We start from the raw sequence: 13,160 nt of genomic DNA, 5'->3' as shown, positions 1-13,160 counted from the left end.
ACGGCTCGAGATTTTAAAATGAACATGCATGGTATTTTCGCGCCGGTTATCGAAACGAGCGTTGAAGATAGACCCAGTCTATTCTCACATTTTGTTGCTTGGCTTTACAAGCGGCGTAGCTTTCTATCGATCGTTATGCTGCCTACTTTATTAGTGGCAGCTTACTTTTATTTGGTAGCAGCGGACCAGTATGAGTCTGAAGCGCATTTCATGATTCGCTCATCCGAGGGTGCGACAGCATCTCCTACGGGTTTTGGTAGTTTGATCGGCTTAGCCGGCGGGATGACACAATCGCAAGGTGAGGCAGTCAGTGTCGCAGATTACCTTCAATCGCATGACGCTGTTACAAAGCTTAATCGCGACATCGATCTAGTCGATCGCTTTCGGCGCCCCGAAGCCGACTTTTTTAGCCGATTGAGTACACCTAATCCTACGCCCGAAAAACTGCTTAAATATTATAAGGGTAAGGTCTTAGTACTCAACAATCGCGATACGGGCATTGCTGTATTGACCGTCCGTGCATTTCGTCCTGGAGATAGCTATGATATCATCCAGCGACTGATGAAGATGGGTGAGCAGCGTGTGAACCTGCTGAACGCCCGTAGTTATACCGACGGGATCGCGTCGGCGCGCCGTCAGCTGGATTTGGCGGAAAGTGCGGTTGCGGACGTTCAGACCACGCTTACCGACTTCCGACAGTCGCAAGCGGACATTGATCCCGAAGGTTCGGGCAAAGCGCAGATTGGCCTGGTTTCCACGTTGCGCGGAAATCTTGCGGCGGCGCAGTCGCAATTGGAAACGATGGGAGCCTTTGTCAGCCATTCCAGCCCGCAATATATTGCGATGCAACGCCAAGTGCGTTCGCTTCAATCGCAGCTTGCGGCGCAATCCGGTCGGTTGACCAGCGGCGGTGGCGGCGGATCGATTGCGAGAGACCTTGGAGGATATGAAAATTTGCGCTTGCGCCAGGAATTTGTCGGCAAACGCTACGAGGCCGCAGCGGCCGCGTATGAGCAGGCGAGGGACCGGGCGCAGCGTCAGCAACTGTATCTGGTCAAAGTGGTCGAAGCCAATATGCCCGTGAAGTCAGAATACCCCGAGCGCGGGCGGATTGTTCTGACGGTATTTCTTGCCTTGCTGCTGGTCTACAGTATCGGCTGGCTGCTGGCTGCGGGCGTCAAGGAACATGCCCTCTGATCCGCAATGCCGGCGACTTAACGTCGCCGGCGAGCAATCAGTCCGAACGGCACGGGTTTTTCGTGGTTGGCACGGCGCTGATCGTCGGCGGCAAAGGTCAGTTGGGCAATTTCTTGGCCTTGCGCGATTAATGATAACGCGATCCGCTCGATTTCCCCGCGCGTATAGGCAAGGCCGCTTGGAACCGCGCGATACTGCCCCGCATGCATACCTTCATAGTCAAAAAGGTGTATCGCGATACCATCGAGCTTAAGACATCGCATGCAGTCGAGCACAAGGTGGGGAAATGCCTCGCGTCCGCCTCGCACCCCGGGCAGGCCGTTGGTCCAGAGAAAATCGAAATCGACGATGTCCTCGGGTATCGACAGGCCATTCAGCTCTATTCGCTCTACACCTTCCGCGTCCGGCACGCCGCCCAGCGCATCGGGATCATCCCCGTGCGGGGTGTCTGACACCGATGCCGAGAGGATAGCGCACTGCTGGCTTGTGAAATAAGTCGGTAGCAGGCTCGGCCGCGTTTCTATGCCAAGGCCATGCCCCCCGCTCACCGGGGCGCCATAATACTGCAATGCCTGCAGAACATAAGCGTCCTGCCAAGCCTCACCGGTCCGTTCGGGAGCGGAATCGAGCGCTGACATCCAGGTCGTGAAGCTCCGTTCGCCGAACTGCCGTACCGTCATCGGTTGCGATACCGGGGTTGCGAGCGTCGGGTCCGAAACGGTAACCAGTTCGGGCTGGGCACGCAAAGGCGGTGGATTGGCCTTCGCGAAACGGACTTGAGAGCCCGCACCTGAAACTTCCCATTCCGGATCTGACTCTTCGCGCCGGTCGAGCGAAACGCTGATTGCACTCGCAAGCGCGTCGGTCTCGTCATAGATGTAACCGCTAACTGCGTAGAACATATTCTTGCGGCTTAGGACTTGCATATGAGCGATGCCGCCGTTCGCAGCGAGGTCAGCCAATGCGACACTGCGGGTCTCGACCGGCTGCGGCGCATTGCGCAGGTGCGCCGGCTTCGCGACGATCTGTAGTACCAGGGTGCCATGCGATGCGACCAGATCGTGAAAGACGATGCTGAACGTCACCGGGCCAAGCGCTGGCCGCACGATCATCGTCGCGAAGACATAGGCCGGATCTGGCGCGGGCTGATCTCGGCCAAGCCCCGGCAGTCGGCTGGCCCATTGCGGCATTGATCCAAACGGGTCGAGTGGCAACGGCGTATACCGATCACGCTCCCAAGCCGCGCGTTCGGCTTCCCGTGCGATCTCATCGGCTTCATCAATCATGCGGTATGGCTCATCGTTCGATCATATAAGTCGGCAAGGTGCATTTTGTACCGTGCAGGTGAAAAGCGTTGTGCCTGGACCGGCCCGCGTTTCGCGAGCTCTGCACGCAGGCCAGCGTCCGTATCGAGCTTGCGCAAACCGCTCGCGATAGCGGATACATCGTAAGGGTCGACCAACAGTGCAGCATCCCCGGCGATTTCCGGTAGCGATGCGGTATCAGCTGCCAACACCGGCACGCCCAATAACATGGCCTCATTGGCGGGAAGCCCGAAGCCTTCGTAGAGCGAGGGGAAAGTCAGCGCCCGTGCCCCGCGCAACAGCCTCAGCAGCAAGTGACGGGGCAAATAATCGATCTGGATAATTCTTCGCTCGAGATGGGCGTGGCGGGGGCTCGCGAGATCATCCGGGCGAGGAAGCAGGACTAGCTCGGGTTGGCTTTGCCACGATCGGCCCGCGACGATTACCAGTGGCGTATCGAGCTCAAGCGAGAGATAGGCCTCGATGAGGCGTCCAAGATTCTTCTTGGGCTCAATCGCTCCGTAGAATAGGAAATAGCCATCGCGCTTCAGTCCGAACAGCGCCTCTATCAAGCGTGCCGATTCAGCGGGATTTTCTGCCAGTAGGCCATCATCGATTGGCGAGATCTGATAGGTATTCGACACATGGTCAGGATTTACGTCGAACAAATCCACTATATCGCGCCGACTTGTCTCGGATACGGTACATAGTTGTGCAGCATGCTTTATGCAGCCTTGCACCAGCGCGCGAAATTGCCGTTTGTCGTCGAGCGTCGCCGACGGCAGCCGCAGCGGCACCACGTCATGGATGGTATAGATGTTACGTGCGCCTTCGAGCACCACCGGCACCGGATAGGTCCAGTGCATGATGGCCGGCGGCTGCGGGATGCGCAGTCGGACGAATTGTCGTGTCGTACGAAAATAAGCGTGCGCGCGCTCGAACAGAAAAGGGCTGCTCCATAGTCGATCGAAGCGAGGCATGCGCTCGGCAAACGGTCGCGTATCGACACCCCCAGGCGGGACAAGCTGGGCGACCGGTCCTCGCAGCATGCGAGCGATGGTGGTAGCCCGGCGTATACCGAATTTGTTGATGGTATGCTTGGGCGGTCGTGCCAGGCGATCATAGAACAACGCCTCGCGCTCTTGCACCGGTCCTGCGACATCGAGCCCAAAGATCCCGTCGGTCTCGTGGCCCATCGCGGTTAGTGTTTCGACCAAGCTGCGGCCGTAGCTCGCAATCCCGGTTCCCCATGGCATCGCCAGATTGTAGCCGTCTATGCCGATGCGCAACCGTTGCGTGCCTGTTTTAAAGATCGAGAGGTTTTCCCCTACCCTGAGGTCGAGTCCCACGCAACGCATCGACATACAGGCTACGGAGTCCCTCGACGAACCGGTTGGCGGTAAAAGCATCTGCACGGACCAAGCCGGCTGACCCAAGCGCGTCGATCATGGCGTCGTTGCGGCTCAACTCTTCGATTGCCGCTGCCATCGAAGTGATATCGTGCGGGTTCACCAATCGGGCCGCACCTCCAGCCACTTCGGCGAGAGCCCCCAATTCACTGGTCATTACCGCCGTGCCCAGTGCCATCGCTTCGATGACTGGCAGGCCAAAACCCTCCGCAAGGGAGGGAAACAGCAGCGCGCGCGCGCCTTCGATAAGACCCAGAAGCTCGCCGCGGGTCTGATAGGGTAAACGTACGGCGCCCGGTGTGGCACGGATTTCGCGCAGGATTGGTTCCGCCTGCCAGCCGTCGGGACCAGCCAGAACTAGCGGCAATGTCGTACCACTTGCGCGGTAGCCAGCGAGTAATTTGGCGACGTTCTTACGGGGCTCGATCGAACCAACCACGAGCAAATAGCCTTTGCGCCGAAGAGCGGCCGGAATGGGCATCCGGGGGGTGTCGGTTACGTCGACCGCCTGTCCGGCATTGACGACAAAATCAGGCGCACATCCGAGTGCTGTCACGATCGACACGCGTGCGCTGTCTGAAACGGTAACCAGACGCGCGGCCTCCTGCTGGATGCGATCGAGCACCGCGCGATGCCGCCGTGGGTCAATCGACGTCAGCTCTGGTGCGTCAAGCGGGATGGCATCATGCACCGTGTAGAGGTTGATCCAGCCGTCGAGCACCAATGGAACCGGGTAGGTCCAGTGCGCGATCCCAGGTGGAAGGTCGCTCGAGAGCCGAAGCAGCCTTCCCCATGTCGAAAAATGAACATGCGCGTTGCGAAACACGTCTCGTGCCGACAGCGAACCCATAGCATCATAGACGAGCGGCCGTGTCCTTGGGCTGACCGCGTTAAGCCAACGAACGGCCCTGTTGTTCGTTGTGCTCGCCTTCAACAGCAGCGGCTGATCGGTGAGGTGTGGCAGCGCCGCAGCCAAGCCCCGCGCATAGGTCGATACACCCGTTCCACCGTTCAGCGAGCGGGCATCGGTAAGGATCGGGATCGGCAAGCGAGCGGTATCGACAGGCAAATGCGTTGCGGCTTTCTTATTGTTGGACGCGCCTGTATCGAGCCAGCGTTACCATAACGCCATAGTGGCGCATGCGCTGCCTGCCTGGACCCTTCGATGATCCGTTTCGAGCATGTTTCCAAGAGCTATCATATCCGCAAGTTCGAGAAACTGGTTTTTGCCGACTTGAATTTCACCATCGAGAAGGGGGACTCGATTGGCATCTGCGGGGCCAATGGTGCTGGAAAATCGACGTTGATGCGCTTGATCGCGGGCGTCGAGCAGCCGACGTCGGGGCGCGTGATCCGATCAATGACGACCTCTTGGCCCATAGGCTATAGCAACGTCTTTCAGACAAGCCTGACGGGTGCCGACAACGCCCGTTTCATTGCGCGGATTTACGATCGGCCCGAGCAGGAACTGCTCGATTTTGTTGAAGATTTCGCACAGCTGGGGGCTTATCTGCATCAGCCGGTGCAGACCTATTCGGCCGGAATGGGCGCCCGCCTGGCTTTCGGGATCAGCCTGGCGATCGAATTTGATTGTTATCTTGTCGACGAGGTCACTGCCGCGGGCGACGAACGCTTCGGAAAACGCTCGCGCGATGCGCTGCTATCGCGCCGCGACAATGCAACGCTGATCATGATCTCGCACGATCCAGCGACCTTGCTCTCATATTGTCGACGCGGTGCAGTTCTCTATGGGGGAGCGCTGGTCCATTACGATACGATCGAGGAAGCGTCCGCGGTGCACCACCAACTCCAATCTCGCGGCATGTAGGCACGCACTGCCTCTTTGCTCGGTAGCAATTGCGCGTGCCTTTGCTAAAGGCGTGGTTGCACATCCGAGTGGAAGGTGTCTCGCCGCCACTGCTTATGCTCGCCCAACCAGGAATACGACCCTAATGCCTTTGCCTGTGCCAGATCGGCGATTTTGCGGCTTCGTTGCGTGCGCCGTCTCGTTTGCCTTGGCGGGATGCTCGACATTGCCGTCAAATGGTCCGACCGCCGGTACGATCGTCAAGCGATCGCAGGCTACAGACAGTCCGGTCAAGTTTCGCATCATCAACCTCGACAGCAATGCTGTAGCCGCGCTCAACACCGCGTCGCAGGACGGGCACGTCGCTGGTCCCACGCTGGCGTCGCTGGCCGAGGAGCGTCGCGTCGATCTGATCGGCCCGGGGGATGTGCTCTCGATTTCAATATATGAAGTCGGTGTTTCGTTGTTCGGGGGCGGTATGCGTTCCGCTGCCGGCGGAAGCTTTGATCCATCGGCGCGCGGCGAAGTTTTTCCTGAAACGGTGGTCGACGCCGCAGGTCAGGTGACGCTGCCCTATCTAGGCCAGGTCCAGGTCGGTGGCTTAACGGTCGACCAAGCTGAACAGCGCATCGTCGCGGGCCTGCGAGGTAAATCGCAGGATCCACGTGCGATGGTGGCAATCAAGGAGAATGTCGCCAATACGGTGTTTGTCTCGGGCTCCGTCAACAAACCGGGACGATTCAAACTGACGCTAAGCCGCGAACGCCTGCTCGACGCCATTGCCAGCGCGGGCGGCAGCGTCCTGAGCGGTACCAGTACCGTTGAGGACATGCTTGTGCGCTTCGTGCGGGGCTCGAATGTCGCGGAAGCGCGGCTTGGCACGATCCGGTCGAACTCGGCGGACGATCTGGTGCTGATCCCGGGAGATCGCATCGAATTGATCCGAAGCGCACGAACCTACACGGTGTTCGGCGCGGTCGCCAAAATTTCACAGATGCCGTTCGACACCGCACAGGTCTCACTTGCAGAAGCGCTCGCACGTGTCGGAGGGCCGAGTGATGCCAGTGCGGATCCGTCGGCGATCTTCTTGTTTCGCTACAGCGTTCAGCCCGCCTCAGGGCTGGAGGAGCCGATCATCTACCGTGTCAACATGCTGAAACCCGAGAGCTATTTTCTGGCCCAGCGTTTCGTCATGAAAGACAAGGACGTGATTTACATCGCTAATGCCCGCGCCAACCAGCCAGCCAAGCTGTTCGGCATCATCAATCAGCTGTTCGCGCCGTTTATCACCGCCCGGCAAATCACGAACTGATCTGAGCCGCCCATCACCCATCAACGCTAGCGTGCGCGGTTACCTGCCAAGGATCCGCGCGCGCGCTGCGTTCGATGTGGCTCAGCGTCTCGCTCAACGAGGGAAAGCGATAGCCGTCGAACGGCTGGCCGATCCGTGTCCAATGTGGGTTGTAGCCGGGGTCCTCGAACAAGGCCGCACCCCAGCGGCGATGCACCACTGCTAGCTCTTCCAGGTCCCAGGCGACTTGGCTGCGTGTAACGTTCAACCCGCGGGTCTTGGACTCATGATGAATCAGGCGAATAGTCGGCGTCTGAATGACCCGATAGCCTGCTTCGCGAATTCGCAGGCACAGATCGACATCATTGAACGCGATCGAGAGCTCGACGGCATCGAACCCGCCAATATCCTCGAACACGTGGCGCCGCACTGCGAGGAACGCGCCGGTAACGGCTGCGGCGCTGCGGGCACGGCTCCAGCGCCCGCTGGGTCCGCGATCCCGGGCCGAATGACCTATACCCTCGTGAACCGGTCCGCCGCTGCCGATGCCGAAGATCATTCCGGCATGCTGGATGCTCTGGTCCGGATAAAGCAGCATCGCACCAACTGCGCCAACGTCGGGATCGGCCAGTATGTCGTGAAGTGCCGCATCCCAGCCAGAGGTCAGACTGGTGGTGTCGTTGTTGAGGAACAGCAGGACAGGGGCATCGCTGTCCGCAACTGCAAGGTTGTTGGCGCGCGACCAGTTGAACGGTTCATCGAGCGCAATCGTATGGGCTATCCCGCGCGCTGCATACCGTGCCAGTAAGCGCGCGGTGGATGGCAGGTTACTGCGATTATCGACAATCGTGATACGAAGCAGGTCTGGCCGTGCCGCGAGCCGATGCAGGCTGTCGATTGCGTCGCGCAGCAGTTCGGGTGCATCACGAGTTTGAATTACAACGTGAATTTGGTGCGATGATGCTTTGAGGAGCCGCGGCACCGTTGGGTGAGCATGAGTTTGCCCGGCATACGCGGGCTCGGCTTGGGCACGCAGGGCCTGTAGCGACATTGCCTTTATAGATGCGAGCAACAGCGGAATATGCGCGACTTCGTTTCGCCCTTTGCGCAGGCGCTGGAGAGATGCTTCGAGCGTGATATCAAAATTGGCGGAATTGATAAGCAGCAAGGCCGGGCACATGTCTGCGTCCGCGAACCAGTCGGGATCAAACATCGGTTGAAATAGCGGCGTGTCATGACGCCGCCCGGTACGCCAGTCATCGATGCAGTGATCGTGATCTGCATAAGCTGCGCAGCATCCGGTGTGTGCGGCGGTATAAGAAAACCAGGCAATCGCCTGTCGGTCGAGTACGGTTCCGGCACGTGCCAGCAGCATGTAGCTTGTAGTCGGTGATACGGAGGACTGCACAAAGACAATGCGCGGGTCGAGCGCCGCTAGGCTGGCAATTGAATGATCGCCGATCGTTGCGGGTCCTATCACGACCGCTGTCCATGATGGGTCAGTTTGGTCGCGCAGGCTCGAAAGCGTCGCGCGGACATCGACCGGCAGCGCCGCCTGTGCATCGATCATAACCGCAATAGGTTGGTCGAGGCGGGGCCGTGCCGGTGGGGTCGGAATAGTCAACGAACGACGATATTCATGATAGCGCGCGGGCGCGTACACGTCACCGGTCTGGGCTTTCACCAGCGCCTCCAACCATGGCGCCTGTCCTGGAACATTCTCATCGCCTTGGTGATGCGAAATACCGCCAGGCAGTCGGTCACGCCCGCCGAGCCCAAGCAACTCTTCGGTTGCAGCCTCGAAGTTCGGATCGATCGTCAGCGCGCGTACGCAGCAATCGATCGCGGCTGTTCGATCGCCGAGACGGCGCAGCACCGCCGCAAGTTGAAGCCAGGTATCAGGAACATTTGGCGCAAGAGCAATCGCACGCTCGTAAGCGCTACGCGCGCCGGCGAGCTCCCCAATCGCCTTCTGGGCATGGCCATATTGCACCCAGGCGGCTGCGTTGCGCGGGCGGACATCCAGGAAGGCTGCATACGCCTTTGCCGCTTCCGGCCACGTCCCGGCCCGTGCTGCATGCCGCGCGGCCGCAAGGCGCTGTCGCGCTAAACCCCATTGCAGCATTCCGCACAAACCCCAACTCGTCTAAAGTCCGGTTTTGACCTAGTGGACTGCGATCGTTTCAGCTAGCGGTAGCCGGAGACGGCGCGATCCGCCAGACAATGACCGACGTAGGACTGAGATTGAGAGCGCCGTATTTCATTTCGTTGGCCGCGCGCACGATAGGCTTGGGCAGACATCGACGAACACCACGCAGACTGGGCGATGCCGCACGTGCAATCGGTGATTGGGCAGAAGCAGCAAAACAATATGGCCAGCATGTCGCAAGATCGCCCGACGATGTTGCGATCGTCGTGCAGTGGGGACATGCGCTCAAACACTCCGGCCGACTGGTAGATGCACTGGCGGCCTATCGGCAAGGCTTGTCGCTAACTCCTGATGATGCGGATTTATGGCTCAGCATGGGGCATGTCCGAAAGTTGCTCGGTGATCGCCCGGGTGCGTTGAACGACTATCGTCGGAGTGCTGCGCTCGACGGCAATCGACATGCGCTGATCGAGGCCGATCTGTTGCAGGATACCGGAGATGGTGCCGAGCGCCCCGCACCTGCGGAACGTGCGGCGATAATCACTGCACTATCACCTCGTACTAGCAATGTTGAAATTCTCGATATTACCGATTTACGTCTCGCCGGTCAGGATCGGCTCGACCTCATATCGCGTAGCGCGCAGATGCTGCTGGACCTGAAGCATAACAATGACCCCGAGTTCGAGCTTGGCGTTCTGACGCTAGACACCCAGCCGCTCGACGTGGCCTATCGGCCCCGGGGGGAAGTGCAGATCGATTATGGCGCGGGTTTCGACGACAACCTGGCTTTGGTCTATACCGCTGGACGCGAGCCAACCCGCATCCTGGTAGCGCGACCTGGCCACATAGTCGGCGTACGCTGGATCCTCGACCGTAAGCCCAACGCAATGCGCCTGCCATTGATTGGCTTTGCACCGATCACACTTACCGAGGCCGAGGAGATGCTGCGGGCGCGCGGCCCGGATGATCTCGATATCGATCGGCTAGTAGCACTCGTACAACGCTGCGCGCGTGTCGAAATCACAGCCGAGGAAGCCGCAGAAGCCACTCTCAGCCTGATGGCGCCTGATCCTCACGTCGGCAGTGACTATCGGAGTTGGATATCGACCTATGAGCGCCCCCAAGCCACAGACTACGTAACTATCGCGCGCATGACGGAAACGATGGCTTGGCGACCGCGCTTCTCGTTCGTGTTGCCGGTCTACAATACACCGGCAGCGTTACTGTGTGCATGCCTCGACTCGCTGCTAGCCCAGACCTATACCGATTTTGAAATTTGCATCGCCGATGATCATTCATCGGATCCACAGGTCGCAACGATACTTGCCGACTATGCCTCGCGTGACATACGGGTCAAATCAATGCGGTGCGCAACTAACGGACACATATCTGCCGCTAGCAACAGTGCGCTAACGCTTGCAACTGGCGATTTTGTGGTGCTGGTCGACCATGACGACTTGATACCCGACTATGCGCTATTCGTCGTCGCCTTCTACATTAATCAACACCCCAATGCTGACGTGCTCTTCTCGGACGAAGACAAGGTCGATCTGCGGACGATGCGCTCGGCGCCGTACTTCAAAGGCCGCTGGAACCGTTTCCTGATGTACGGTCACAATATGATCAGTCATCTTGGGGTGTATCGCCGAGCATTGATCGAGTCCGTCGGCGGCTTTCGTATCGGGTTCGAGGGGAGTCAGGATTATGACCTTTTCCTGAGGTGCTACGAAAGCAGTGCAGATGATCGTATTATCCACATTCCTCATATATTATACCACTGGCGGATGATTCCGGGCTCGACGTCGGTTTCGCCCGACCAGAAGAGCTATGCAGCAGTCGCTGCCCAACGCGCGATCAACGCCCACTTCGAACGAACCGGCTTACCTTTGCGTTCGGTTCCTAGCTTTATCGATGGCCTGTCCGGCGTTGTGCCTGCAGTATCTTTGAATACGTTGATATCGATCGTGATTCCGACACGTGACGGTCTGGATATACTTAAAATATGCATTGACTCCATACTTGCGACTTCGCCGATCAATATCGAGATTATAATAATCGACAATGGCAGTGAAGAACGTTCGACCTTGAACTACCTAGCTAAACTTGAGTCCGCCGGCACGGCACGTATAATACGAGACGACAAGCCTTTTAATTTTTCCCGCATTAACAACCTTGCAGTTGAATATGCTCGCGGAGAAATACTAGGGTTTATCAATAACGATACCGAAGTGCTCGCGCGTGACTGGCTTGATCGCGTTCGTGCATTATTGTCTATGAAAGATGTCGGCATTGTCGGCGCGCGATTGCTATACCCCGATCGCACACTGCAGCATTTTGGACTTGTGCTTGGCATGGGTCATCACCGCGTCGCGGGCACTCCACACAATGGAATCGGTGGTGAAGATCCAGGCTATTTTGCGAAAGCGCGCCTCTTGCAAGAATTTTCGGCTGTTACTGCAGCCTGCCTATTTATACGTAAAACTGAATTCCTAGAAGTTGGCGGGTTTGATCCGGAACTTGAGATTGCATATAACGACGTAGATCTATGCTTAAAGATTCGTGAACTTGGCTTTAAGGTGATTGCCGACCCCGAGATTTTGCTTATTCACAAGGAAAGCAAGACACGTGGAAGCGATGAAAATGGCGCGCGTGCAAAGCGCCTTGAAGCTGAAGCGGCCCTGATGCGAACGCGATGGGCGACAATATTGGACGACGATCCCTATTACTCGCCCAATCTCACACTTGCTCAGTCGGATTTCACGATGGCCACGCCTCCGCGTACGCCGCTTCCTTGGCAAAACTAACGGCATGACCCACGAAATCGCAGTTTCAACAATGCCGGATTATGTGAGTAGTGCGCCGTTTCGTTTATATGGTGATACGCCCCCACCCGTACTCACACCCCGCCGTCAAGCTCTGGATTACGGCGTTGAGATTGTCGGAGAGTTGTTTTCCGGTTGCCAATATACATGGCAGTTTCCGGCTGATGGATTTGTTACATTAGACCTATTCACGGAGCATCTTGGGCATTTTTATGCGAGCATTGCCACTAAGCGATGCCCACCATCTCTCCTGGCGAAAATAAAAAACGCGACGTTGTATCAGTCCGTTATTCAATGCACGTCAAATAATGGCGAGGCGCTGTTGTATGAGACTTACCGCCCAAGCGACCATGCCGCAGCCACGATACCGAACGCGCAACATCTCGCCGGAATTGATCAAGAGCGTTTTGCCGGCAACGATTGGCAGAACCTATACATAGGATCTGTCGGCTCGCCGAACTATGGTCATTGGCTCATCGACGACATGCCTCGATTAAAGGCGGCACTACACTTAAAGGCGATCGATTCTCGGCCAGTACGGATCTTGTTGCACGCATTCTATCTTCCGATCGACCAAGTCAGAATCGACACGATCCGAGCGATGTTGGGAACCGACGTAAGAATTGAATGGCTTGAACTCGGCCGCGCGTATCATTTTGACGAACTACATTATGCAACCCCTGTAAGTGACCATCCGGTACAGAAATCGCCACTTGCACTGGCGTATGCGGCGCGCCGAATGGTCGAGTTGGCCTTGCCTGATCCGCGACAAGATGGACGTGGTGACCGCTTGTTCGTGTCACGGGCTTCTTCGCGGAGCCGCACACTGGTCAATCAACAAGACGTGCGTGATTTGGTTCGCGCTCGGGGCTTCCGTATAGTCGATCCAGAGACGATGGGGATCATCGAACAGGTACGGCTTTTCGCCGGCGCTCACACCGTTATCGGTCAGATGGGTGCGGCGATGACGAATACGCTATTTTGTCCAGCGACGACGTCGATACTTTATCTTGCGCCCAATGGATGGATCGAGCCATTTTACTGGGATTTGGCCGCGGTTCGCGGCCATCGCTATCGCGTGCTGTATGGCGATGTGACGGATACCGAGTTTGCTCCGCATGAGAGCGCCTTCACGGTCTCACTTCCGCTGTTATCTTCGGTAATTGATACGCTTTAACGGT

At 57.7% G+C, this 13,160-nt stretch carries 9 protein-coding genes; 5 read left to right on the top strand and 4 right to left on the bottom strand.

Going from position 1 to position 13,160, the window contains the following annotated elements; genetic code table 11:
- The first annotated feature begins 24 nt into the window (after positions 1–24).
- A complete protein-coding gene (locus C8J47_RS18185) occupies positions 25–1,197 on the top strand; it encodes a lipopolysaccharide biosynthesis protein (RefSeq protein WP_259467642.1) in 1,173 nt (390 codons plus the stop codon).
- A gap of 17 nt (positions 1,198–1,214) precedes the next feature.
- Here the strand turns inward: C8J47_RS18185 and C8J47_RS18180 are convergent, their stop codons facing one another.
- Genes C8J47_RS18180 through C8J47_RS18170 form a run of 3 tightly spaced genes read right to left on the bottom strand, consistent with a single transcriptional unit; the run spans position 1,215 to position 4,958 of the window.
- Positions 1,215–2,483: a hypothetical protein gene (locus C8J47_RS18180; RefSeq protein ID WP_121886879.1), complete on the bottom strand. Its 1,269-nt coding sequence runs from the start codon at positions 2,481–2,483 to the stop codon at positions 1,215–1,217.
- Positions 2,480–3,850, bottom strand: a complete 1,371-nt coding sequence (locus tag C8J47_RS18175; protein WP_259467641.1) for a glycosyltransferase family 1 protein — start codon at positions 3,848–3,850, stop codon at positions 2,480–2,482. The genes C8J47_RS18180 and C8J47_RS18175 overlap by 4 nt, the downstream gene beginning before the upstream one ends.
- Entirely contained in the window at positions 3,807–4,958 is a 1,152-nt protein-coding gene (locus C8J47_RS18170; protein WP_147454369.1) for a glycosyltransferase family 1 protein, read from the bottom strand. The genes C8J47_RS18175 and C8J47_RS18170 overlap by 44 nt, the downstream gene beginning before the upstream one ends.
- Positions 4,959–5,075: 117 nt before the next feature.
- Here C8J47_RS18170 and C8J47_RS18165 point away from each other — a divergent pair, with 117 nt between their 5' ends.
- A complete protein-coding gene (locus tag C8J47_RS18165; RefSeq protein WP_121886877.1) occupies positions 5,076–5,738 on the top strand; it encodes an ABC transporter ATP-binding protein in 663 nt (220 codons plus the stop codon).
- A 124-nt stretch (positions 5,739–5,862) separates the two neighbouring features.
- A complete protein-coding gene (locus tag C8J47_RS18160) occupies positions 5,863–7,029 on the top strand; it encodes a polysaccharide biosynthesis/export family protein (protein ID WP_121886876.1) in 1,167 nt (388 codons plus the stop codon).
- Positions 7,030–7,042: 13 nt separating this feature from the next.
- Here C8J47_RS18160 and C8J47_RS18155 read toward each other — a convergent pair whose 3' ends face one another.
- Positions 7,043–9,133, bottom strand: coding sequence for a glycosyltransferase family 2 protein (locus C8J47_RS18155; protein ID WP_121886875.1), 2,091 nt, complete (start codon positions 9,131–9,133; stop codon positions 7,043–7,045).
- 98 nt (positions 9,134–9,231) lie between these two features.
- Here C8J47_RS18155 and C8J47_RS18150 point away from each other — a divergent pair, with 98 nt between their 5' ends.
- Positions 9,232–11,961, top strand: coding sequence for a glycosyltransferase (locus tag C8J47_RS18150; protein ID WP_121886874.1), 2,730 nt, complete (start codon positions 9,232–9,234; stop codon positions 11,959–11,961).
- 4 nt (positions 11,962–11,965) lie between these two features.
- Positions 11,966–13,156, top strand: coding sequence for a DUF563 domain-containing protein (locus C8J47_RS18145; protein WP_121886873.1), 1,191 nt, complete (start codon positions 11,966–11,968; stop codon positions 13,154–13,156).
- Positions 13,157–13,160: the final 4 nt, after the last annotated feature.

It is taken from the genome of Sphingomonas sp. PP-F2F-G114-C0414, assembly GCF_003688595.1.
Classification (GTDB): domain Bacteria; phylum Pseudomonadota; class Alphaproteobacteria; order Sphingomonadales; family Sphingomonadaceae; genus Sphingomonas.
The sequence above is the reverse complement of the archived record's forward strand: the minus strand, read 5'-3'. Positions and strand labels throughout refer to the sequence as shown.